The sequence below is a fragment of the Klebsiella pneumoniae subsp. pneumoniae HS11286 genome, assembly GCF_000240185.1.
Classification (GTDB): Bacteria; Pseudomonadota; Gammaproteobacteria; order Enterobacterales; family Enterobacteriaceae; genus Klebsiella; species Klebsiella pneumoniae.
This window is the reverse complement of record NC_016845.1, coordinates 3389120-3411310: the sequence shown is the minus strand read 5'-3', so window position 1 is coordinate 3411310 and position 22191 is coordinate 3389120. Positions and strand designations below refer to the sequence as shown.

Here is a 22191-nt window from a genome sequence, read left to right as displayed (position 1 = left end):
ACGGTGCTCCATGGTATCGACCTGGAGGTACAGAAAGGGGAAGTGGTGGCGATCATCGGCCCCAGCGGCTCGGGCAAAACCACCCTGCTGCGTAGCATCAACCTGCTGGAGCAACCGGAGAGCGGCACTATCCGCGTCGGCGATGTGACGATCGACGCCGGTCGCAGCCTCGGGCCGCAGAAAGGGCTCATTCGCCAGCTGCGCCAGCACGTCGGCTTTGTCTTCCAGAACTTTAATCTGTTTCCCCACCGTACGGTGCTGGAGAACATTATTGAAGGGCCGGTCATCGTAAAAGGTGAAGATAAGCAGGAGTCCATGGCGCGGGCGCGCGAATTGCTGGCGAAGGTGGGGCTCAGCGGAAAAGAGAATAGCTATCCGCGCCGTCTCTCCGGCGGGCAGCAGCAGCGAGTGGCTATTGCCCGCGCGCTGGCTATGCGTCCGGACGTGATCCTGTTTGATGAACCCACCTCGGCCCTCGATCCTGAGCTGGTGGGGGAGGTGCTCAACACCATCCGTCAGCTGGCGCAGGAAAAACGCACCATGGTGATCGTGACCCATGAAATGAGTTTCGCCCGCGACGTAGCCGATCGGGCGATATTTATGGATCAGGGACGCATTGTCGAACAAGGCGAGGCAAAAGCGTTGTTCGCTTCGCCCCAGCAGCCGCGTACCCGTCAGTTCCTTGAAAAATTCCTGATGCAGTAAAGCATGGGCTGGCGCGGCGGCTCAGCTTCGCGGGAGCCGCCGCGTTTAGCCCACTCTCGCGGCGGGGTAACTCCCCCGCGACATGTCTTTGCGCTATTGACTCCCACGGCCGTATACACCGCTTCCCATCGCCCTTGGCAGGGTGTAGAACATGATGGGAGAAAAACGCTATGTTTCTGTGCGGCGAGCGGGAAAATGGCAAGCCTTCAGACTAATAAATGCGACAGCTACGATATTTTATACATATAAATAAGATTTATGTGTTAGTTTTCTGTATTTATAATAATGATTATCAATCAGGAGTTATATGCACAGCTATGAGGGACAATGATTTTTTCAGCTGGCGGCGGGATATGCTGCACCAATTTCAGTCCATGGCCACCGGCGAGGAGGTTTATAATCTCCTGCAACGTGAAACCGAAGCGCTGGAATATGATTACTACACGCTTTGTGTGCGCCACCCGGTGCCTTTCACCCGCCCCCGCGTTACGTTCCAGTCGACTTACCCCCGCGCATGGATGTCGCACTATCAGGCAGAAAATTATTTCGCGATAGATCCTGTGTTACGGCCGGAGAATTTTATGCGTGGCCATCTGCCATGGAACGACAGCCTGTTTCGTGATGCGCCGGCATTGTGGGACGGGGCGCGTGACCATGGTCTGCAAAAGGGCGTGACGCAGTGCCTGACGTTGCCAAACCATGCTCAGGGATTTCTCTCTGTCTCCGCGAACAATCGTCTGCCGGGCGGTTACCCTGAAGATGAGCTTGAGCTGCGTCTGCGAACGCTGACTGAACTAAGCTTGCTGACGCTGCTGCGTCTGGAAGATGAGATGGTGATGCCGCCGGAGATGAAGTTCAGCCGCCGCGAACTGGAAATCCTCAAATGGACGGCGGAAGGAAAGACTTCGGCGGAGGTGGCGATGATTCTCTCGATTTCGGAAAATACGGTGAATTTCCATCAGAAGAATATGCAGCGGAAATTTAATGCGCCGAATAAAACGCAAATTGCCTGCTACGCCGTGGCGACTGGGCTAATCTGAATGCGCCTGCCGTTCTGCGTGTCAGACGTGATACCGGCTGTCAGTGATACTTTCAGCCGGCACAGGATTACTGCCGATAGGCTTGTTTAATCTGCTTAACGGTGCTGGAGAATACGGCGGCCTGAGCCTCATCTTCCATCTGTGAAATCTGCTTTTCCATTTTAATAATCACGCGCCCCGCATCCGCCTGGCCCATCGCCTGCAGCATCAGCGTAATCATCGCTTTCAGGCAGGAGACTTCCTGCGCCAGTTCCTGCTTATTTTCTGCAGTGGAAAAATCTGGTGTGCTCATCGATATCCTCGTTTACTCGCTGCGCTATTGCGCTCTACTCAATGTGAAGGCCGCGCATTATACCACAAGCGACAGAAAAAAAAGGTGTGCTTAATTTCTGTTCTCTCATCTGAGCTGTGAATGTTTTGATGCTTCGGATAATACGTAATAGCCGTCGGCAAGCCAATAATTTCCCCCATCTATTTAGCTCGTTAATAATTGTTACATATTTTGCTTCGTATTTATGCGCTACGTAATCTGTTGTGTTTTTTGTGCCTTCTGTATGAGTATTGTTAAAAAATAAGAGCCGGGCAACTGACTGTTCTCAATGACTTTCCACTTAGTGTGCACAGACATTGCCATAAATGAGAGCCAAATCGAGGCGAGGGCATTTTTTTGCCTTTTAAAATAGCAATAAAACCCGGTAATATGTGGGAGATAAAGTATCAGTAGCGTTATCCCTCATTCTGGAGATTATTCCTTTGATCAACGTTCTTCTTGTTGATGACCACGAACTGGTGCGCGCAGGGATACGACGCATTCTGGAAGATATAAAAGGGATTAAAGTCGCTGGCGAAGCCTGCTGCGGCGAGGACGCCGTCAAGTGGTGCCGGGCTAATTCCGCAGATGTCGTCCTGATGGACATGAACATGCCTGGGATCGGTGGTCTTGAAGCGACGCGCAAAATCGCGCGCTCCGTGGCGGGCACCAAAGTGATCATGTTGACCGTGCATACCGAGAATCCTTTACCTGCCAAGGTCATGCAGGCGGGCGCGGCGGGCTATCTCAGTAAAGGCGCCGCGCCGCAGGAAGTGGTGAATGCCATCCGCTGCGTCGCGTCCGGGCAGCGCTATATTGCCTCCGATATTGCCCAGCAAATGGCGTTAAGTCAGATTGAACCCGAAAAGACAGAATCGCCGTTTGCCAGTTTGTCTGAACGCGAATTGCAGATTATGCTGATGATCACCAAAGGTCAGAAGGTGAATGAGATCTCAGAGCAGCTAAATCTGAGTCCTAAAACGGTTAACAGCTACCGCTATCGGATGTTCAGTAAATTAAACATTCATGGCGATGTCGAGCTGACCCACCTGGCAATTCGCCATGGCCTGTGTAATGCGGAGTCGTTAGCAAGCCAGTGAGTGATGTTTTTGACGCAAAAGCTTTCCTGAAAACGGTGACCAGCCAGCCCGGTGTGTATCGGATGTATGATGCTGGCGGAACCGTCATCTATGTTGGCAAAGCCAAAGATCTGAAAAAGCGGCTCAGTAGCTACTTCCGCAGCAACCTTGCGTCGCGTAAAACGGAAGCGCTGGTAGCGCTGATCGCGCAAATCGACGTGACCGTCACCCACACCGAGACGGAAGCGCTGCTGCTTGAGCACAACTATATTAAGCTGTACCAGCCACGTTACAACGTGCTGTTACGCGACGATAAATCGTATCCTTTTATTTTTCTCAGCGGCGATACTCATCCGCGTCTGGCGATGCATCGCGGCGCCAAACATGCGAAGGGCGAATATTTTGGTCCTTTTCCCAACGGCTATGCCGTGCGCGAGACCCTGGCGCTGCTGCAGAAAATCTTTCCCATCCGTCAGTGTGAAAACAGCGTCTACCGCAATCGCTCCCGCCCCTGTCTGCAGTATCAGATTGGTCGCTGCCTGGGGCCGTGCGTGGCCGGGCTGGTCAGCGAAGAAGAGTATGCTCAGCAGGTAGAGTATGTGCGGCTGTTTCTCGCCGGCAAGGATGACCAGGTGCTGACCCAGCTCATCGCGCGGATGGAGAAGGCGAGCCAGAACCTGGAGTTCGAAGAGGCCGCGCGCATCCGCGACCAGATTCAGGCCGTCCGCCGCGTGACGGAGAAACAGTTTGTCTCCAACACCGGTGACGACCTCGACGTGATCGGCGTCGCCTTCGATGCCGGCATGGCCTGCGTGCATGTGCTGTTTATCCGTCAGGGCAAAGTGCTGGGCAGCCGAAGCTACTTCCCGAAAGTGCCGGGCGGCACCGAGCTGGGAGAGGTCGTGGAGACCTTTGTCGGCCAGTTCTACCTGCAGGGCAGCCAAATGCGCACGCTGCCGGGGGAGATTTTGCTCGACTTTAACCTTGGGGATAAGACGCTGCTGGCCGACTCGCTGTCGGAGCTGGCGGGTCGTCGAATCAATGTGCAGACTAAGCCGCGCGGCGACAGAGCGCGTTATCTTAAGCTGGCGCGGACCAACGCCGCGACAGCGTTAACGACCAAATTGTCTCAGCAATCGACCATTCATCAGCGTTTGCAGGCGCTGGCCAGCGTACTGGAGCTGCCGGCCGTCAAGCGAATGGAGTGTTTTGACATCAGCCACACCATGGGCGAACAGACCGTAGCATCCTGTGTGGTGTTTGACAGCAATGGCCCACTGCGCGCGGAGTATCGGCGCTACAACATCACCGGCATTACCCCTGGCGATGACTATGCGGCGATGAATCAGGTCCTGCGCCGTCGCTATGGTAAAGCGATTGATGACAACAAGATCCCGGATGTGATCCTGATAGACGGCGGCAAGGGACAGCTGGCCCAGGCGAAAGCCGTGTTTGCTGAACTGGACGTCCCCTGGGATAAACATCATCCGCTGCTGCTGGGCGTGGCGAAAGGTAGCGATCGAAAAGCGGGTCTGGAAACGTTATTCTTTGAGCCGGAAGGGGAAGGGTTTAGCCTGCCGCCGGATTCGCCGGCCCTGCATGTGATCCAGCATATTCGCGATGAATCGCACGATCATGCGATCTCCGGGCATCGCAAAAAACGGGCGAAAGTGAAGAGCACCAGCTCGCTTGAGACTATCGAGGGGGTGGGGCCGAAGCGTCGTCAGATGCTGCTGAAGTATATGGGTGGGCTGCAGGGGCTACAGCAGGCCAGCGTCGAAGAAATTGCTAAAGTACCGGGCATCTCTCACGCTCTGGCAGAAAAGATCTTCTACTCGTTGAAACATTAGGGGCTCTGTAGCAACATAGGGCTAATTTTTACTTACAACAGATAGTTACCCGTCACTATGCAATTTAATATCCCTACGTTGCTTACTCTGTTTCGCGTCATCCTGATCCCGTTTTTGTGCTGGCGTTTTATCTGCCCTTTAGCTGGGCGCCGTTTGCCTGCGCGCTGATATTCTTTGTTGCCGCGGTAACCGACTGGTTTGATGGTTTCCTCGCTCGTCGCTGGAATCAGAGCACCCGTTTTGGCGCCTTCCTCGACCCGGTTGCCGATAAAGTCATGGTGGCTATCGCCATGGTGCTGGTTGCCGAACACTATCACACCTGGTGGGTCACGCTACCGGCGGCGACCATGATTGCCCGTGAGATCATTATCTCCGCGCTGCGTGAGTGGATGGCGGAGCTGGGGAAACGCAGCAGCGTGGCGGTCTCATGGATTGGCAAAGTGAAAACGACCGCCCAGATGACCGCCCTGGTATGGATGCTGTGGCGTCCTTATCCGTGGGTGGAGTGGGCCGGGATCGTGCTTTTCCTCGTGGCGGCGGTGCTGACGCTGTGGTCGATGCTGCAGTATTTGAACGCGGCGCGCGGCGATTTGCTTGATCAGTGATCGTTTCGCCGTTATTTTCAGCAAACGATACAAAGTTGCGAAAAATACCGTTGACTCACCGCGAGAGATAAGTAGAATGCAACGCATCGAACGGCGGCACAGTCTTCCAGACGATAACAAAATCAAGTGATTAGCAAATAACTTGATGATGCGGGAATAGCTCAGTTGGTAGAGCACGACCTTGCCAAGGTCGGGGTCGCGAGTTCGAGTCTCGTTTCCCGCTCCAGATTAACAGCATCGGCAGTTGCGGGTGCTTCAGTATTAAAGGCGCGTTAGCAAAGCGGTTATGTAGCGGATTGCAAATCCGTCTAGTCCGGTTCGACTCCGGAACGCGCCTCCACTTTATATCCCGAGCCCGGATGGTGGAATCGGTAGACACAAGGGATTTAAAATCCCTCGGCGTTCGCGCTGTGCGGGTTCAAGTCCCGCTCCGGGTACCATTGGGAAATACAGAATAATCAAAGCAATAAGCAGTGTCGTGAAACCACCTACGGGTGGTTTTTTTGTTTCTGTACTTTCGCTTTCTGATACCTTTCCCGCCAGCCTGACGCCACGGCGTTTTTCGGTTAACTCTTGCCTTACAGTCAATTTCTCATTTGTCCCAGGACAAAACGATCGCGCCTTGCTACTATCAAACGGACTCTCAGCCCAGCCTGCCGGAGGCAGCATGTTCAGTGGACTTTGCGCATTTCCTTTGACACCTTTGCATCAGCAAAATTTTGATGAAAAAGCGTTTATTCGTATTCTCGCCCGTCTTACCGATGCCGGAGTCGACTCTCTGGGCATCTTAGGTTCAACAGGTAGCTACGCTTATCTCAGCCGTGAGCAGCGCAGACGAGTGGTGCAGGTGGCGAAGGCGCATGCGGGGTCGATCCCGATGATGGTCGGCGTCGGCGCCATTGCGACTAACGAGGTGCTACGCCTGGTGGAGGATGCTCAGGAGGCAGGGGCGGATGCGTTATTACTGCCGATGATGTCCTATCAGCCGCTTTCCGCGGAGGAGATCTTTGCCTTTTACGAAGAAGTTTGCCGGCATGTCTCGGTGCCGGTTTGCCTGTATGACAATCCCCGCACTACCCACGTAATGCTGGCGGATGAGCTGCAGGGGCGCATCGCCGCCTTGCCGGCCATTGCCTCGATTAAAATTCCCGGCCTGTCCGCGCCACAGGCGAGCGAACGTGTAGCGGCCCTGCGTCAGCATCTTCCCTCTCGCGTTACGCTTGGCGTTAGCGGCGATGCGTGGGCCACTGCCGGGTTGCAGGCCGGCTGCGAAGCCTGGTATTCGGTCTGCGGCGGACTCTTTCCCCGCTGCTCACTGGCGCTGGTAAGAGCGATACGTAGCGGCGATGTGGCGCAGACTGCGGCACTGAATGAGCAGCTGGCCCCCCTATGGCGATGCTTTGATCGCTATGGTGGTAGCCTGCGAGTGATAGCCAGCGCCGCAGCGATGCTCGGACTCTGCGATCCAGACTCGCTTCCCCGTCCTTTGCTTTCGTTAGGGGAGGAGGCCTGTCGTGAGGTGGCGTCGGCGCTGCGCGGCCTGGCCTGATCGCGTATCGTTGACACCGGCGCAATAGGTATCGCCGGGTGGCTTTCTGTCGGCAATTCGGCTACTGTAGGCCCGATTTTTACCATGCGAGCCTGTGAATGAATACCGGACCTTTGAACGAAAACGAACTGGAATGGCTGGATGACACTCTGGCGAAATACGCCGCCGAAGGCGCCATTCTGGATGTCTCTGAACTGGATGGCCTGCTGACGGCGATCCTCTCTGCGCCGACCGACATCGAACCCGCTCAGTGGCTGCTGGCGATTTGGGGCGGGGCGGATAATGTCCCGCGCTGGGCCAACGATCGCGAGCGCGATCGCTTTGTCAATCTGACGCTGCAGCATATGAGCGATATCGCCGAACGCCTGGAGTCTTATCCCGATCAGTTCGAACCGCTGTTCGGCACCCGCGAAGCGGAAGGTCATGAGCTGACCATAGTTGAGGAGTGGTGCTTTGGCTATCTGCGCGGCGTGGCGCTGAGCGACTTGTCGACGTTGCCCGCTGAACTCCAGCCGGAGCTGGACGCTATCGCGCTCCACGGCAGCGAAGAACAGTTTAGCGCGCTGGATAATCTGACGGCGGATGAATTTATCGCCAGCATCGAGCGTATCACGCCGGCGGCGCTGGCGCTTTACCAGTACTGGATAGCGAATCCGCAGCCGGTGGAGGCCCCGCAGCCAATAAGAAATGAAGCGAAAGTCGGACGCAACGATCCCTGCCCATGCGGCAGCGGTAAAAAGTATAAGCAGTGTTGCTTAGCGAAATGAACAAGGGGCCAGCAGGCCCCTTTTTTATCCCACCGCGGGCAACAACCCGGCAGCGATGCTGAACTGAATAGCCACGATGCCGATCCCGCACAGCAGAACCAGCCATAGCGTCGGTGCGCCGCCGGCGACCCGCCAGGTAGCCTGCGGATGCTCTCGGCGACTCTTCATGACCAGCAGGGCCGGCATTATCAGCGCCAGCACGGCTAATGCCACCCCGGCGTAGCCGAGGGCCATGACGAAACCGCGGGGATAGAACAGGGCGAACGCCAGCGGCGGCAGGAAGGTGATTATCCCGCTCTGCAGACGCCCGCCGACGCTGTTTTTACGCTGAAACATATCCGCCAGATAATCAAACAGGCCGAGCGAGACGCCGAGGAATGACGTCGCCAGCGCAAGGTCGGCAAACAGGTGAACGGCCAGCTCCACATGCGGTGACGCCACCACTTCGCGGATCGCCTCCAGCAGGCCGTTCAGACCAGCGTTATTTGCCAGCAGGGCGGTAAAGGCCGGGGCGTCGATACTGCCCAGCGTCGCCAGCTGCCAGAAAATATAGGCCACCAGAGGAATAAAGCTGCCGATGATAAATACCCGGCGCAATTTGCGAATATCCCCCCCCAGATAGCTGACGATGCTCGGGACGCTGCCGTGAAAACCAAAGGAGGTGAAAATCACCGGAATGGCCGACAGGGCCAGGCCTTGCTCAACCGGCAGCGTCAGCAGGTTCACCTGATGAATGTGCGGCATCAGCAGGGCCAGCATAATCACCAGGAAGACGATTTTGGCGCTAAACAGGAAGCGATTGAACAGATCCACCAGCGCGGTGCCAATGCACACTACCGCCCCGCCGAGGAGGGTGAAGATCAGTACGCCTGCGGCCGGTGGTAGCTGCCAGTCCAGCCACTGGTTGAGGCTGGAAGCGAGTAATTCACCGGCGCCACTGATATAGGCTGCCGTGAGGGCGTACAGCAGAAACAGCATACAGAATCCGGTAACCCACTGCCCATAACGGCCCAGATAGCGCGCCGCCAGAGAACCGAGCCCCATATCGGCAGGGACATGCTGGTAGACTTCCAGCAGCAAAAGGGCGGTATAGCACATCAATGCCCACAGGGTGAAAAGTAAACCCAACGTGACGGTAAAGCCGACGCCTGCGGCGGCCAATGGCATTGCCAACATTCCTGCACCGATGGTGGTGCCAGCTACGATTAAAATACTGCCCAGAGTGCGGTTTTTCACGCTTTTCGCTATCCCTACAGCAAATAACAATAAATTATGCCGCGCAGATTAGGGGATATTACGGCTTTCGTCAAATCGGGATTACAAGTTGTGTAATGAAATGTTTACATAATAAGAGGGCGAAAGCCTGCGCTGGCGCAAGGCGCGGGTTGTCGGTCTGGCCTAAGCTGGCGGTTTTTGCAGGAGGGGTTATGTCTTCTATTCATGGTCATGAAGTTTTACAGATGATGCTCGCCTCGGGTGAATCCTGGACGGTCGCCTCGCTGGAGGCCGCCATTCGCCGCCGCTTTGGCGAAGAGGCGCGGTTTCACACCTGTTCAGCAGAGAATCTAAGCGCCGCACAGCTGGTGGCGTTTTTAGAGAAAAAAGGCAAATTTATTGCCAGAGAGGAAGGTTTTACTACCGCAGAAAATAAGATCTGCCGACATTAAGAGGGCCGCGACACGGACTGTCGCGGCGCGGGGGATTAATTCTGCGCGTCGAGGGTAGCCAGCTCTTTATCGATAAAGTACAGACCTTCGCCGCTTTTTCCAGCGAGGGTCAGTTTATCGATCACCGATTTAAATAATTTCTCTTCTTCATGCTGTTCAGCAACATACCACTGCAGGAAATTAAAGGTCGGGTAATCCTGGCTGGTCATGGCCGCGTGCGCCAGTTCATTTATTTTTTGCGTGATCAGCTGCTCATGCTCGTAGGTCTGGCGGAACAGCTCGTCGAGTGAGGCATATTCGGCAAACGGGGAGGCGATAGCGTTGATCCGCGGCAGGCTGCCGGTGTCGGTTAGATAGTCGAACAGGCGCTGCATATGGGTCATCTCTTCCTGAGCATGGCGACGCAGGAAGGCCGCGGCGCCTTCAAAACTGTGGTAACTGCACCAGGCGCTCATCTGCTGATAAAGAAGAGAAGAATAGAGTTCAAGATTCATCTGTTCATTCAGTTTGTCAATCATGTCCGTTTTCAGCATCGTTGCACTCCTGGAATTAAATAATAGATGTTATTGGCTGCCACTATAATTTGTTATTTAATTATTTGCAAAAAGTAAATTTAAAAATGTTTTATTTAAAATGCTAATGGGAATAACACGCATTGGCAGTTTAATAATAAATGAGAATGCTTTTAATTTATTATTCATTATTGCCTGGGCGGTCAGGATTTTGTCGCCGGCGGGTGGTAAGGGAGGACGAAGCGGATACGCCAGCATGCAGAGGGCTGAGGTCAACAGACAAAGGGAGCCTGCGAAAGTGTGAAGCACTGCGTAAATTTTAAAACAACTTTTCATAAAATTTGAAAGTTTGTTTTCAAGGTAGTAGAGTGCAGTCAACGCCAATGACATTCTGCGGGCAGGCCCGCACAGCATTCAGGAGAGTAAACCATGAAGATTGCACTGATGATGGAGAACAGCCAGGCGAACAAAAACGCCATCATCCTCAAGGAGCTTAACGCGGTTGCCGACGAAAAAGGATTCCCGGTCTATAACGTCGGCATGAGCGATGAGAACGATCATCATCTGACCTACATCCATCTTGGGATCATGGCCAGTATTCTGCTGAATTCGAAAGCAGTTGACTTCGTGGTCACCGGCTGCGGTACCGGTCAGGGGGCGCTGATGTCGCTGAACATCCATCCGGGCGTGGTCTGCGGCTACTGTATCGATCCGGCGGATGCGTTCCTGTTTGCCCAGATCAACAACGGTAATGCGCTGTCGCTGCCGTTTGCCAAAGGCTTCGGCTGGGGCGCCGAACTGAATGTGCGGTTTATCTTTGAAAAAGCCTTTACCGGCCGCAACGGCGAAGGCTATCCGCCGGAGCGCAAAGAACCGCAGGTGCGCAATGCCGGGATCCTCAACCAGGTCAAAGCAGCAGTAGTAAAAGAGAACTACCTCGATACCCTGCGCGCCATCGATCCGCAGCTGGTGAAAACCGCAGTCTCCGGCCCACGCTTCCAGCAGTGCTTCTTCGAAAACTGCCAGGATAAAGCAATCGAAGACTTTGTTCGCCAGATCGTCGCTTAACCGTCATCAGGGCCAGCGCCGCTGGCCCTTCCGTCGTTTATTTTTTCTTCTATTTCTTCTTCTCCGACACGCTGCTGCCGGCCGTTTTGGCCAGATGCAGGCTGTCGATCATCCCTACCAGACATATCAAGGCGATAAACACAAACGACAGGCGGAAGCTGATCCCCGGTAGTTCAGTAAGATGCAGCCAGTCGCCGACCTGCTCGCCCAGGCGAATGCCAATCGCCCCGAGCGTGATCCCCAGCCCTACCGCCAGCTGCGACGCGGTACTGAACAGCGTATTAGCATCGCTCATCTGCGCGGCGGGGACATCGGCGAAGGCCAGCGTGCTTACACCGGTAAACTGGATTGAGCGAAACACCCCGCCGAGATAAAGGATCAGCATGATGGCCCAGACCGGCGTCTGCGGCGTAAGCAGCGCGCAAGCCAGCAGCGAACAGACGTTCAACGCGCCATTGATCAGCAGTAGCCGACGAAAGCCCAGCCAGCGAATGAGCGGTGTGGTGGCGGGTTTAATGGTTAAATTACCGACAAACACCGCCAGCACCAGCAGGCCGGAATGAAAAGGATCCATACCGAATCCCACCTGGAACAGCAGGGGGAGCAGAAAAGGCACCGCGCTGATGGAGGCCCGGAACAACGAGCCGCCGTACATTGTCACCCGGAACGTCGGCACCTGCAGGGCGTCGAGACGAACCATAGGCGCCGCCGCCCGGCGGAAATGACGAATGGAATATAACAGACAGCCGAAGCCAAGCGCGGCGAGAGCCAGCGTCGGCCAGATCTGCGGCTGGCGATCGCCGAGCCGCTCCATCGCGGTCACCAGACTGACCATCGCGACCGAGGTAGTGATAAATCCGCTGAGATCGAAGGAGCGCCGTTCCGTTTCGCGAATATCAGGGATAATGCGCAGCGAAAGGATGATGGCGGCAAGGCCCAGCGGGACATTGATAAAGAATATCCAGTGCCAGCTGGCGTAGCGGGTTATAAAGCCGCCCAAAGGCGGGCCGATAATGGGGGCCACCAGCGCCGGCCAGGTCAGGGTGGCGATGGCCTTGATCAGCTGGTGTTTCGGCGTGGTGCGTAGCACCGCAAGGCGACCAACGGGGACCATCAGCGCGCCGCCGACGCCCTGAAGGATACGCATGGCGACAAAGATATGCACCTCGGTGGAGAGGCCGCAGAAGACCGAGGCAAGGGTAAAGATCGCCAGGGCGAGAGTAAAAATAGCCCGGGCGCCGAAGCGATCGGCGATCCAGCCGCTGGCCGGGATCAGGACCGCAAGGGTAATCAGATAGGCGCTGATGCCGATATTCAGTTCGACCGCGGTGACGCCAAAATCCCTCGCCATATCGGGCAGGGCGGTGGCGATCACCGTCCCGTCGAGAAACTCCATAAAAAAGGCACCTGCCACCAGCAGCGCCGGCGCTGAAAAAGCACGTTCATCGCGGGAAGAGATCGCGGTATTCATGTTGTCACTGCCATCAAGAGTGTGATCCTGTGCAAAGCGGCAGGAGACGACCCGCCAGCCAGTAGGGTAGATAAAAAAACCTGCGACGGCAGGTTTTATTATCGTTAACGATTTAGGGTACTATTACGCTCCTGAAAAAAGGAGTAATTAATGTCTCAACATCTTACCGAACACGACGAGCTGGTTTCCGATGTGGTTGCCTGCCAGCTGGTTATCAAACAGATCCTCGATGTCATTGACGTCATTGCGCCGGTGGAAGTGCGTGAAAAAATGACCACTCAGCTGAAAGCTATCGACTTCGCCAGCCATCCGGCCTCTGCCGATCCGGTGACCCTTCGCGCGGTGCAAAAAGCGATCGCGTTGATTGAGCTGAAGTTTACTCCACAGGAAGAAACGCATTAATACCAGGCCTCGCCGGATACCGGCGGGGCCTTCTTCTTTAATGGGAAACGACGGTCTGCGCAGGCGCAGAGGCAGCATCTTTGAACAATTTGCTGTTGCCCCAGCACTCCTCGTAGCGATGGCCGACCAGATCCTCCACGATAACCCGCACGTCCGGCGCAATATCGCTAATTTTGCCGCCCGCTTTTATCCGCGCGACTTCCTGCAGCACCACCAGATGGGCCTTCCGGTCCAGCTTCATCTGCTTGCTGAAGACGATGGCGGCCAGGGCTAATGCGATCACCCCGACGCAGAATACCACTGCGATAGCGGTCACCGCGCTTTCCGGTTGGCTGTGCGCTTTTGACTGGAAACCGTAGAAGCTCAGGATCGCCCCCATCGAGAACACCACAATCGAGCGCAGAATTTTTCCTGAGAAGGTCATGGCGCCGGCATAGATCCCTTCCCGCCGGCGTCCGGTGTAGATCTCATCGACATCGGCCAGGAAGGTGTAAACGGTCCAGGGTATATAGTAAACCCCGCCGGTACCCAGGCCGAACAGCACGGTAATGCCGAACATCAGCACTGTCGCCAGGCCGGACGGTAGATGGAAAAACCACAGCGAGGTATACAGCAGAACCGCGAAAATCACGATCCCCAGCGCCAGGATATAGGGTTTGCTGAAGCCCTTTTTCACGCACAGGCCGATAAACAGCGCCGTAGAGATCAGCTGCAGAATCGAGTTCAGGCTGTTCAGCCCGGCCACCATCGCTGGATCGTGTTGTAGAACGAAGATCACGAAATAGGTGAAGATGGAGGCAAACAGCCATTCCGCGCCAAAGCCGCACAGGTACATACCAAGATGTTTGCGGAATACGCGTAGATAAAAAGTCGAACGCATATCTTTCGCCAGCGACAGCAGGGTGCTCAGCAGTCCTTTTTTCGCGCTGGTTTCCACCTCTTCCCCGCGCTCACGCTCCCAGCTGCACAACCACAGGCAGGAAATAGCGACGATCAGGATCGCGCCATAGGTCAGACCGGTGAGGAAGAAAGGGGTGGCAGAATCTTTGCCATACAGCAGAATGAACTGGCCGGGAATAAACGCCGCGAGGAAGTTGGCCAGCTTACCAAAGATAGCTTTATAGCCGGTCAGTTTTGAACGCAGTGAGAAATCATCGGTCATCTCTGTCGCCAGCGTTTCATAAGGCACCATGATAGAGGTGTAGATGATCTCAAACACCACATAGGTGCTAAGGTAGTACCAGAAACTCAGGCCTTCCACCCACAGCAGCGGGTAGAACATCATCAGCGGAATACCGATTAGCAGAAAGAAACGCCGGCGGCCGAAGCGCTTGCCCAAGCGCGTTTTGCCAAAATTATCCGTCAGATAGCCCATCAGCGGGTTGCTGATAGCGTCAATGATGCTGGCGACGGAGAAGATAAATGAGGCCTCGATCAGCGTCAGGCCGCAAAAGGTCGTATAAAAATAGAGTAGCCATGCGCCGCTTATCGCCAGTGCGCCGCTCCCTAACAGATTTCCGCCGCCGTAGGCTAACTGATGGCGTAACAAGATCGGTCTTCCCTGCAGCCCTTCAGAGGCTGAAGCCGTGTATCTAGCCATAAAAATAAACCTCGTGTTTTATATTTTTGAAACACTGTTTTTATATTTCTTTATGGTTCGTCAAAAAGTGACCGCGCTCACTAATCCCCCTTATGGGGTAACGGTGATGAGGGAATGGGATCGAGTTAAAACTTTTTTATTCTTGAAAGGAATAATAGGGGAGAAAAAATAGACGTAATGGATTAATAAACCGGGCGGGGCAGCGCAGACGCGCTCCCCCTGGCAGAGCGATAAAGGCTTGATTAATGCGCTTTCTGCGCTTCTCCAACGATAGCCATCAGACGCCGATCGGTCTGCTCCATCCCGAGACCGGCTTTATCGGCATTACGAATTTCCTCAAGCACGCTTTGCAATAGCAGGCCATCCTGCTGCTGCTCTTCCGCCAACAGCGTGAGAAACCGCCAGGTGCTGTCATCGCTTTGCGCTTTGGCTTCCTGAGCGAGACCGCTCAGCAGACGACTGCGCTGTTGGTAATCGCTCAGGGTTTGGGTAAACAGATCTTCCAGCGAGGTGCACTCAGGGTTACAGGCGTGGTCGGGATTGACGATCGGCCAGCTGCCGGCTTTTTTCAGGTAGTCAAATACGCGCATAGTGAGGGTGATGCTGCTTTGCGCGCGGGTGCGCAGAAACGTCGCGGCGCCGTCGAAGCGATGTCGGGCGCACCACTCACTTAAGTTCAGGTAAACGTTAGAGGCGTGAAACTCAAGATTCATTTGGGTGTTTAGCTTTTGTGCCATTCCTGGAACTGCCATAAAAAATATCCTTATTAATCGGGAAGGGGTTACTGGTGCGCGTCAGCGGATCCTGCGGATAACTACAAGATAAAATAGTGACACGCGGCACTGTTGCAGAATAATAAAACTCTACACATTCCGTATGAGTCGGGTATTTTTTCCATTTGCCGACGATTTAAGAATACTCGCTCAACGAAATTAAGAAAACTCTCAAGCGCGGTAATTTACGTTTTGTTACACCATTATTTGTGCAAACTACCAGGGCTGAGATTGTGCGCCGTTGGCAGGGGCTCGCTGGTTTCAGATTGGTTATAAGATATAAGTATTTGACTACGAGATTCGTCGTAGAAGAGAACGGAATAAGTTATTTCATTAGTAATGTTTCAGGTTGATGATCATTATTTTTATTTTTTGTTGCAGGCGCTTTTATCAAGAGGAATATATTTTTTCTTTTCGCAATAAATTACGCCAAAGATCCGTTTTTTCGCGATATTAAGCGGGCCATGTGGCTCAGCGGTGCGAGGTGGGTTGCCATTTGAGTGGCGCACAGGCGATCGCCCGTAGCAGCGCCGTCAATCGCTGATGATAACAGTGCTTTAACCCACCGTTAAACATCCTCTGACAACACAAGGATAAGCCTGCTGATGGTATAGATGATCCTGCTATGCCCCGGTAAAATTGTATGACAATTGTGTCATTTTTTATGTCATTTTTTGCTAAATGTATGTACGCAATTACTGTAATTCCGCGATGTGATAATGCTCTCGTATGGAGAAATAATTTCCGGGTATTACTACTCTAACAACGGCAGTGGGGAATGCGATTTTTCTAATGCCTTGTTTTGATGCCGATTAAATTGTTAATTCCGATTTTTCCCTACATGAAAGCGAATTAAAGCTGGAGTTTACCATGCACAAATTTACTAAAGCGCTGGCGGCCATTGGTCTCGCTGCGGTTATGTCACAATCAGCTATGGCGGAAAATCTTAAACTGGGTTTTCTGGTGAAACAGCCGGAAGAGCCATGGTTTCAGACTGAGTGGAAATTTGCTGATAAAGCAGGAAAAGATTTAGGCTTTGACGTTATTAAAATTGCGGTCCCGGATGGGGAGAAAACCCTGAATGCCATTGACAGCCTGGCGGCCAGCGGCGCGAAGGGCTTTGTCATCTGTACCCCCGATCCCAAGCTCGGGTCGGCGATTGTCGCCAAAGCGCGTGGCTATGACATGAAGGTGATTACCGTCGATGACCAGTTCGTCAATGCGAAAGGCAAACCGATGGAGAGCGTACCGCTGGTGATGATGGCGGCGAGCGAAATTGGCGCCCGTCAGGGGCAGGAACTCTATAAAGAGATGCAAAAGCGCGGCTGGGATGTCAAAGACACCGCCGTAATGGCGATCACCGCCGATGAGCTGGATACCGCGCGCCGTCGCACCACCGGCTCCATCGATGCCCTGAAGGCGGCCGGCTTCCCGGACGCGCAAATCTACCGCGTGCCGACAAAATCCAACGATATCCCGGGAGCGTTCGACGCCGGTAACTCGATGCTGGTCCAGCATCCGCAGGTTAAACACTGGCTGATCGTCGGGATGAACGACAACACCGTCCTCGGCGGCGTGCGCGCGACCGAAGGTCAGGGCTTTAAAGCTCCCGATGTGATTGGCATCGGCATCAACGGCGTGGATGCCGTCAACGAACTGTCGAAGGCGCAGCCGACCGGCTTCTATGGTTCTCTGCTGCCAAGCCCGGATATCCACGGCTACAAAACCAGCGAAATGCTCTACAACTGGGTCACCAAGGGCGTCGAGCCGCCGAAGTTCACGGCGGTGACCGATGTGGTGCTGATTACCCGCGATAACTTCAAAGAAGAGCTGGCGAAAAAAGGGCTGTAACAGCCTGATTAAACTGGCCCCCGCCGCGGCGCGGGGGCTGAGTGCAGAAGAGCGGAGTCGTTATGCAACAGTCTACCCCTTATCTCTCATTTCGCGGCATCACCATGACGTTCCCTGGCGTAAAGGCCTTGTCCGATATCAGTTTTGACTGCTACCCAGGACAGATCCACGCGCTGATGGGCGAAAATGGCGCAGGCAAATCGACGCTGTTGAAAATTCTCAGCGGCAACTATATCCCGACCGCGGGCCATCTGCAGATCGGCGGCCAGCAGATGGCATTCGCCAATACCATGGAGGCGCTGAATGCCGGCGTGGCAATTATCTACCAGGAGCTGCATCTGATCCCGGAGATGACCGTCGCCGAAAATATCTATCTCGGTCAGCTGCCGCACAGAGGCGGCATCGTCAATCGCTCGCTGCTCAACTATGAGGCCCGCCTGCAGCTGGAGCATCTGGGTCTGGATATCGACCCGGAGACGCCGCTGAAATATCTCTCCATTGGTCAATGGCAGATGGTGGAGATTGCCAAAGCGCTGGCGCGTAACGCCAAGATTATCGCGTTCGATGAGCCGACCAGCTCGCTCTCCGCCAGAGAGATCGACAACCTGTTTCGCGTCATCCGCGAGTTGCGGGAGGAGGGAAGGGTCATCATCTATGTTTCACACCGGATGGAAGAGATTTTTGCCCTCAGCGATGCCATCACCGTCTTTAAAGATGGCCGCTACGTTTGCACCTTTGACGATATGCCGAGCGTCAGCCACGACGCCCTGGTCCAGGCAATGGTAGGCCGCAATCTGGGCGATATTTATGGCTGGAAGCCTCGCCCCTATGGCGAGGAGCGGCTGCGCCTGGAGGCGGTCAAAGCGCCGGGCGTGCGCACGCCGGTTAGTCTCTCGGTGCGCAGCGGTGAAATTGTCGGTTTGTTCGGACTGGTAGGTGCCGGGCGCAGCGAACTAATGAAAGGCCTGTTTGGCGGCACGCAGATAACCGGCGGTCAGGTGTATATCGATGGCCAGCCCGTCTCCATTCGCAAACCGGCCCAGGCCATCCAGGCCGGGATGATGCTGTGCCCGGAGGATCGTAAAGCGGAGGGGATTATTCCGGTGCATTCCGTGCGCGATAACATCAATATCAGCGCCCGGCGCAAGCATATTCACGCTGGCTGCCTGATCAACAACGCCTGGGAGGCGGACAACGCCGATCAACATATCCAGTCGCTGAATATTAAAACGCCGGGCCCGGAACAGCTGATTATGAACCTGTCGGGCGGCAACCAGCAGAAAGCGATCCTTGGCCGCTGGCTGTCGGAAGAGATGAAGGTGATCCTGCTTGATGAGCCAACCCGCGGCATCGACGTCGGCGCCAAACATGAAATTTACAATGTGATCTATGGCCTCGCCGCCTCCGGTGTCGCCGTGGTGTTTGCCTCCAGCGACCTGCCGGAAGTGCTGGGCGTCGCTGACCGCATCGTGGTGATGCGCGAAGGACAAATCGCCGGCGAACTGCTGCATGAAGAAGCCAATGAACAGCAGGCGTTAAGCCTTGCGATGCCAACAGTGAGCCAGGCTGTCGCCTGAGTAAGGAGTAAATGATGTCATCAGTGACTACGTCCGGGGCTACCCGCTCAACCTTTAGCTTTGCCCGCATCTGGGATCAGTTTGGCATGCTGGTGGTGTTTGCGGTGCTGTTTATCGGCTGTGTGATTTTTGTGCCCAACTTTGCTTCATTCGTCAATATGAAAGGGCTGGGGCTGGCGATCTCGATGTCCGGGATGGTGGCCTGCGGCATGCTGTTTTGCCTGGCCTCCGGCGATTTTGACCTGTCGGTGGCGTCGGTTATCGCCTGCGCCGGGGTCACCACCGCGGTGGTGATTAATCTCAGCGAAAGCCTGTGGCTGGGGATCGCCGCAGGCCTGTTGCTGGGGGCGCTTAGTGGCCTGGTTAACGGCTTTGTCATTGCGCGCCTTAAGATCAACGCGCTGATCACCACGCTGGCCACCATGCAGATTGTCCGCGGCCTGGCCTATATTATCTCCGACGGCAAAGCGGTGGGGATCGAAGATGAACGTTTCTTCACCCTCGGCTATGCCAACTGGTTTGGTTTGCCGGCGCCGATCTGGCTGACCGTCGCCTGCCTGGTGGTTTTCGGATTATTACTAAACAAAACCACCTTTGGCCGTAATACGCTGGCTATTGGCGGCAATGAAGAGGCGGCGCGCCTGGCCGGCGTCCCGGTGGTGCGCACCAAGATTATTATCTTTGTGCTCTCCGGTCTGGTATCGGCCGCAGCGGGTATCATTCTGGCGTCGCGGATGACCAGCGGCCAGCCGATGACCTCGATTGGCTATGAGCTGATTGTTATTTCGGCCTGCGTGCTGGGCGGGGTGTCGCTGAAGGGCGGGATCGGCAAGATCTCCTACGTGGTGGCCGGGATCCTGATCCTCGGAACCGTGGAAAATGCGATGAACCTGCTGAATATCTCGCCATTCTCACAATACGTCGTGCGCGGGGTGATCCTGCTGGCGGCGGTGATCTTCGACCGCTACAAACAAAAAGCCAAACGTGCGGCCTGAATTTAAACCGAACTTTTTAGTTTACAGAGTAATTGCCGCCAGCGCCCGTTTCGCTGGCGGTAACTATCAAAAATGGCGAGGTTGGTCACACTGTCTATACTTACATGGCTCACATATAATTAACAACCAGCTTCGGCTGGCCATGATAAGGAGGAAACAGGGTGGATAACCAGATATCTGTACCGCCTGCGCTAACCGGAAACTACGCTTTTTTCTTTGACCTCGACGGTACTCTTGCCGATATCCAACCGCACCCCGATCAGGTGGTGATACCCGACAGCACGCTGCAGGCGCTCAATGCGCTGGCCCAGCAGCAGGGGGGCGCGGTGGCATTGATTTCAGGGCGCTCAATGGCTGAACTTGACGCGCTAACCCATCCCTGGCGGCTACCGCTGGCCGGCGTTCACGGGGCCGAGCGCCGTGATATCAATGGTAAAACCTACATCGTCTCTCTGCCGACAGCGCTGCGCGATGAGATCGCGGCTGAGCTGACGTCGGCGCTGGAAGCGCTCCCGGGATGTGAGCTGGAGAGTAAAGAGATGGCTTTCGCGCTCCACTATCGCCAGGCCCCGCAGCAGCAGAGCGCCGTGCTGGAGCTGGCGCAGCGGATTGTTCAGCGCTATCCGCTGCTGGCGTTACAGCTTGGCAAGTGCGTGGTGGAGATTAAACCCCGCGGCGTCAACAAAGGGGAGGCGATTACCGCGTTCATGCAGGAGGCGCCATTCGCCGGCCGCGAACCGGTTTTTGTCGGCGATGATTTGACCGACGAGGCGGGATTCAGCGTCGTTAATCAACTGCAGGGAATGTCGGTAAAAGTTGGCGCCGGGGAAACTCAGGCGCACTGGCGGTTGGCGGATGCCGCCGCTGTAAGGACGTGGTTGCAACATCTGGCGTATGACGCGCAAACCGAAAGGAGGGATGACCATGAGTCGTTTAGTCGTAGTCTCTAACCGTATCGCCTTACCGGACGATAAAAAATCGAGCGCTGGCGGTCTGGCCGTCGGCATCCTGGGGGCACTGAGAGCGGCGGGGGGTCTGTGGTTTGGCTGGAGCGGCGAGATTGGCGATGACCAGCAGCCGCTCAAGCAGGTATCCCGCGGGAATATTTCCTGGGCGTCGTTCAACCTTAATGAACGGGACCATGATGAATACTACAACCAGTTCTCTAACGCCGTGCTGTGGCCGGCTTTCCACTATCGTCTTGATCTGGTCAGCTTTCAGCGCGAAGCCTGGGAGGGATATCTGCGGGTTAACGCCATGCTGGCGGACAAGCTTCTGCCGCTGATTGAGCCAGACGATACGCTGTGGATCCATGATTACCATCTTCTGCCCTTCGCCAGCGAGCTGCGTAAGCGCGGAGTGAACAATCGCATCGGGTTTTTCTTACACATTCCGTTCCCGACGCCGGAGATTTTTAACGCTCTGCCGCCGCACGCTGAGCTGCTGGAGCAACTGTGCGATTACGATCTGCTGGGCTTCCAGACCGAAAGCGACAGAACCGCTTTTCTCGACAGCATTGCTATGCAGACTCGCCTATCCGACCTCGGCGATAAACGCTATCAGGCATGGGGTAAGGCGTTCAGTACCGAGGTTTATCCGATAGGGATCGATCCGGACGAAATTACGCGCAACGCTAAAGGTCCGCTGCCGCCGAAGCTGGCCCAGCTGAAGAACGAGCTGAAAAATGTGAAGAATATCTTCTCCGTGGAGCGTCTTGACTATTCGAAAGGGTTGCCGGAGCGATTCCTCGCCTACGAGACGCTGCTCGAGAAGTACCCTCAGCACCACGGCAAAATCCGTTATACCCAGATCGCGCCGACCTCCCGCGGCGATGTGCAGGCCTATCAGGATATCCGCCACCAGCTGGAAACCGCAGCCGGACGCATCAACGGACAGTTTGGTCAGCTTGGCTGGACACCGCTCTACTATCTGAACCAGCATTTTGATCGTAAGCTGCTGATGAAGGTCTTCCGCTACTCTGACGTCGGGCTGGTGACTCCGCTACGCGATGGTATGAACCTGGTGGCGAAGGAGTACGTCGCGGCGCAGGATCCGGATAACCCTGGCGTACTGGTCCTGTCGCAGTTTGCCGGGGCGGCGCAGGAGCTGACCAGCGCCCTGATCGTCAATCCTTACGATCGCGACGAGGTTGCCGCCGCGCTGGATCGCGCGCTCAGCATGCCGCTGGCGGAACGTATCGCCCGTCATTCAGCGATGCTGGACGTGATCAGAGAAAATGATATTCATAACTGGCAGGCGCGCTTTGTCGAGGATCTGCAGCATATTTCACCGCGCAGCGAGGAGAGCCGTCTGCGGGGGAAGATAGCCACCTTCCCTAAACTGGCCTAGTTCAGGAAAAGGGCTAACCGG

24 protein-coding genes and 3 tRNA genes are annotated in these 22191 nt (G+C 55.2%); 19 read left to right on the top strand and 8 right to left on the bottom strand.

The genetic code is table 11. From position 1 onward, the window contains the following. Positions 1-3: 3 nt before the first annotated feature. Together KPHS_34360 and KPHS_34350 are read left to right on the top strand one after the other, a co-directional pair. Positions 4-705, top strand: a complete 702-nt coding sequence (locus KPHS_34360; protein ID YP_005227736.1) for a putative amino-acid ABC transporter ATP-binding protein YecC — start codon at positions 4-6, stop codon at positions 703-705. A gap of 317 nt (positions 706-1022) precedes the next feature. Further along, complete coding sequence (locus tag KPHS_34350; protein YP_005227735.1) at positions 1023-1745, top strand: LuxR/UhpA-family transcriptional activator for cell division; 723 nt, start codon at positions 1023-1025, stop codon at positions 1743-1745. 67 nt (positions 1746-1812) lie between these two features. Here the strand turns inward: KPHS_34350 and KPHS_34340 are convergent, their stop codons facing one another. Next, positions 1813-2037 carry a DUF2594 family protein gene (locus KPHS_34340; RefSeq protein ID YP_005227734.1) on the bottom strand — a complete coding sequence of 75 codons (225 nt, stop codon included), beginning with the start codon at positions 2035-2037 and terminating at the stop codon, positions 1813-1815. Between the two features lie 410 nt (positions 2038-2447). Here KPHS_34340 and KPHS_34330 point away from each other — a divergent pair, with 410 nt between their 5' ends. From KPHS_34330 to KPHS_34290, 8 genes are all read left to right on the top strand, one after another. Next, positions 2448-3155: a response regulator gene (locus tag KPHS_34330; protein YP_005227733.1), complete on the top strand. Its 708-nt coding sequence runs from the start codon at positions 2448-2450 to the stop codon at positions 3153-3155. Beyond that, on the top strand, positions 3152-4984 hold the full coding sequence (locus KPHS_34320; protein ID YP_005227732.1) for an excinuclease ABC subunit C: 1833 nt from the start codon (positions 3152-3154) through the stop codon (positions 4982-4984). The genes KPHS_34330 and KPHS_34320 overlap by 4 nt, the downstream gene beginning before the upstream one ends. Before the next feature lie 116 nt (positions 4985-5100). Then, a complete protein-coding gene (locus KPHS_34310; protein YP_005227731.1) occupies positions 5101-5589 on the top strand; it encodes a phosphatidylglycerophosphate synthetase in 489 nt (162 codons plus the stop codon). 150 nt (positions 5590-5739) lie between these two features. Beyond that, positions 5740-5815: transfer RNA gene (locus KPHS_t00710), tRNA-Gly, on the top strand. A 40-nt stretch (positions 5816-5855) separates the two neighbouring features. Continuing rightward, a tRNA-Cys gene (locus KPHS_t00720) sits at positions 5856-5929 on the top strand. A gap of 13 nt (positions 5930-5942) precedes the next feature. Next, a tRNA-Leu gene (locus KPHS_t00730) sits at positions 5943-6029 on the top strand. A 227-nt stretch (positions 6030-6256) separates the two neighbouring features. Next, complete coding sequence (locus tag KPHS_34300; RefSeq protein YP_005227730.1) at positions 6257-7138, top strand: dihydrodipicolinate synthase; 882 nt, start codon at positions 6257-6259, stop codon at positions 7136-7138. A 113-nt stretch (positions 7139-7251) separates the two neighbouring features. After that, positions 7252-7905, top strand: a complete 654-nt coding sequence (locus tag KPHS_34290) for a YecA family protein (RefSeq protein YP_005227729.1) — start codon at positions 7252-7254, stop codon at positions 7903-7905. A 24-nt stretch (positions 7906-7929) separates the two neighbouring features. Here KPHS_34290 and KPHS_34280 read toward each other — a convergent pair whose 3' ends face one another. Next, a complete protein-coding gene (locus KPHS_34280) occupies positions 7930-9141 on the bottom strand; it encodes a tyrosine-specific transport protein (RefSeq protein ID YP_005227728.1) in 1212 nt (403 codons plus the stop codon). A 191-nt stretch (positions 9142-9332) separates the two neighbouring features. Here KPHS_34280 and KPHS_34270 point away from each other — a divergent pair, with 191 nt between their 5' ends. Continuing rightward, positions 9333-9572 carry a YecH family protein gene (locus KPHS_34270; protein YP_005227727.1) on the top strand — a complete coding sequence of 80 codons (240 nt, stop codon included), beginning with the start codon at positions 9333-9335 and terminating at the stop codon, positions 9570-9572. A 35-nt stretch (positions 9573-9607) separates the two neighbouring features. Here the strand turns inward: KPHS_34270 and KPHS_34260 are convergent, their stop codons facing one another. Further along, the gene (locus KPHS_34260; RefSeq protein ID YP_005227726.1) at positions 9608-10105 is read right to left on the bottom strand and encodes a ferritin; all 498 of its coding nucleotides are present in this window, start codon (positions 10103-10105) and stop codon (positions 9608-9610) included. Between the two features lie 57 nt (positions 10106-10162). After that, a complete protein-coding gene (locus KPHS_34250; protein YP_005227725.1) occupies positions 10163-10342 on the bottom strand; it encodes a hypothetical protein in 180 nt (59 codons plus the stop codon). A gap of 171 nt (positions 10343-10513) precedes the next feature. Between KPHS_34250 and KPHS_34240 the strand changes: the two genes are divergently transcribed. Continuing rightward, a complete protein-coding gene (locus KPHS_34240) occupies positions 10514-11152 on the top strand; it encodes an RpiB/LacA/LacB family sugar-phosphate isomerase (RefSeq protein YP_005227724.1) in 639 nt (212 codons plus the stop codon). A gap of 49 nt (positions 11153-11201) precedes the next feature. Here KPHS_34240 and KPHS_34230 read toward each other — a convergent pair whose 3' ends face one another. Then, positions 11202-12623: an MFS family transporter gene (locus tag KPHS_34230; protein ID YP_005227723.1), complete on the bottom strand. Its 1422-nt coding sequence runs from the start codon at positions 12621-12623 to the stop codon at positions 11202-11204. Between the two features lie 150 nt (positions 12624-12773). Here KPHS_34230 and KPHS_34220 point away from each other — a divergent pair, with 150 nt between their 5' ends. Beyond that, the gene (locus tag KPHS_34220) at positions 12774-13025 is read left to right on the top strand and encodes a DUF2766 domain-containing protein (RefSeq protein YP_005227722.1); all 252 of its coding nucleotides are present in this window, start codon (positions 12774-12776) and stop codon (positions 13023-13025) included. A 37-nt stretch (positions 13026-13062) separates the two neighbouring features. On the opposite strand, the gene KPHS_34210 is transcribed toward KPHS_34220, so the two are convergent. Then, the gene (locus tag KPHS_34210; protein YP_005227721.1) at positions 13063-14574 is read right to left on the bottom strand and encodes a putative oligogalacturonide transporter; all 1512 of its coding nucleotides are present in this window, start codon (positions 14572-14574) and stop codon (positions 13063-13065) included. Positions 14575-14638: 64 nt separating this feature from the next. Between KPHS_34210 and KPHS_34200 the strand changes: the two genes are divergently transcribed. Beyond that, complete coding sequence (locus tag KPHS_34200) at positions 14639-14797, top strand: succinate dehydrogenase (RefSeq protein YP_005227720.1); 159 nt, start codon at positions 14639-14641, stop codon at positions 14795-14797. A 70-nt stretch (positions 14798-14867) separates the two neighbouring features. Here the strand turns inward: KPHS_34200 and KPHS_34190 are convergent, their stop codons facing one another. Beyond that, a complete protein-coding gene (locus tag KPHS_34190) occupies positions 14868-15377 on the bottom strand; it encodes a ferritin-like protein (RefSeq protein ID YP_005227719.1) in 510 nt (169 codons plus the stop codon). Between the two features lie 386 nt (positions 15378-15763). Beyond that, positions 15764-15907, bottom strand: coding sequence for a hypothetical protein (locus tag KPHS_34180; RefSeq protein YP_005227718.1), 144 nt, complete (start codon positions 15905-15907; stop codon positions 15764-15766). A gap of 361 nt (positions 15908-16268) precedes the next feature. Here KPHS_34180 and KPHS_34170 point away from each other — a divergent pair, with 361 nt between their 5' ends. The 5 genes from KPHS_34170 to KPHS_34130 all read left to right on the top strand — a co-directional run bounded on the left by KPHS_34170 (position 16269) and on the right by KPHS_34130 (position 22170). Further along, complete coding sequence (locus KPHS_34170) at positions 16269-17249, top strand: L-arabinose-binding periplasmic protein (RefSeq protein YP_005227717.1); 981 nt, start codon at positions 16269-16271, stop codon at positions 17247-17249. Between the two features lie 62 nt (positions 17250-17311). Beyond that, positions 17312-18826: an L-arabinose transporter ATP-binding protein gene (locus tag KPHS_34160; protein YP_005227716.1), complete on the top strand. Its 1515-nt coding sequence runs from the start codon at positions 17312-17314 to the stop codon at positions 18824-18826. A gap of 14 nt (positions 18827-18840) precedes the next feature. Further along, positions 18841-19821 carry an L-arabinose transport system permease component gene (locus KPHS_34150; RefSeq protein ID YP_005227715.1) on the top strand — a complete coding sequence of 327 codons (981 nt, stop codon included), beginning with the start codon at positions 18841-18843 and terminating at the stop codon, positions 19819-19821. Between the two features lie 161 nt (positions 19822-19982). Beyond that, positions 19983-20771 carry a trehalose-6-phosphate phosphatase gene (locus tag KPHS_34140; RefSeq protein ID YP_005227714.1) on the top strand — a complete coding sequence of 263 codons (789 nt, stop codon included), beginning with the start codon at positions 19983-19985 and terminating at the stop codon, positions 20769-20771. Further along, positions 20746-22170 (top strand): alpha,alpha-trehalose-phosphate synthase, encoded by a 1425-nt coding sequence (locus KPHS_34130; protein ID YP_005227713.1) that lies wholly within the window; start codon positions 20746-20748, stop codon positions 22168-22170. Before KPHS_34140 ends, KPHS_34130 begins: the two co-directional genes overlap by 26 nt. Positions 22171-22191: the final 21 nt, after the last annotated feature.

Coding starts and splice junctions, on each gene's coding strand:
- KPHS_34230 (YP_005227723.1), bottom strand. CDS start 12,623: ATGAATACCGCGATCTCTTCCCGCGATGAACGTGCTTTTTCAGCGCCG.
- KPHS_34270 (YP_005227727.1), top strand. CDS start 9,333: ATGTCTTCTATTCATGGTCATGAAGTTTTACAGATGATGCTCGCCTCG.
- KPHS_34250 (YP_005227725.1), bottom strand. CDS start 10,342: ATGCTGGCGTATCCGCTTCGTCCTCCCTTACCACCCGCCGGCGACAAA.
- KPHS_34300 (YP_005227730.1), top strand. CDS start 6,257: ATGTTCAGTGGACTTTGCGCATTTCCTTTGACACCTTTGCATCAGCAA.
- KPHS_34160 (YP_005227716.1), top strand. CDS start 17,312: ATGCAACAGTCTACCCCTTATCTCTCATTTCGCGGCATCACCATGACG.
- KPHS_34170 (YP_005227717.1), top strand. CDS start 16,269: ATGCACAAATTTACTAAAGCGCTGGCGGCCATTGGTCTCGCTGCGGTT.
- KPHS_34260 (YP_005227726.1), bottom strand. CDS start 10,105: ATGCTGAAAACGGACATGATTGACAAACTGAATGAACAGATGAATCTT.
- KPHS_34130 (YP_005227713.1), top strand. CDS start 20,746: ATGAGTCGTTTAGTCGTAGTCTCTAACCGTATCGCCTTACCGGACGAT.
- KPHS_34220 (YP_005227722.1), top strand. CDS start 12,774: ATGTCTCAACATCTTACCGAACACGACGAGCTGGTTTCCGATGTGGTT.
- KPHS_34240 (YP_005227724.1), top strand. CDS start 10,514: ATGAAGATTGCACTGATGATGGAGAACAGCCAGGCGAACAAAAACGCC.
- KPHS_34190 (YP_005227719.1), bottom strand. CDS start 15,377: ATGGCAGTTCCAGGAATGGCACAAAAGCTAAACACCCAAATGAATCTT.
- KPHS_34150 (YP_005227715.1), top strand. CDS start 18,841: ATGTCATCAGTGACTACGTCCGGGGCTACCCGCTCAACCTTTAGCTTT.
- KPHS_34340 (YP_005227734.1), bottom strand. CDS start 2,037: ATGAGCACACCAGATTTTTCCACTGCAGAAAATAAGCAGGAACTGGCG.
- KPHS_34350 (YP_005227735.1), top strand. CDS start 1,023: ATGAGGGACAATGATTTTTTCAGCTGGCGGCGGGATATGCTGCACCAA.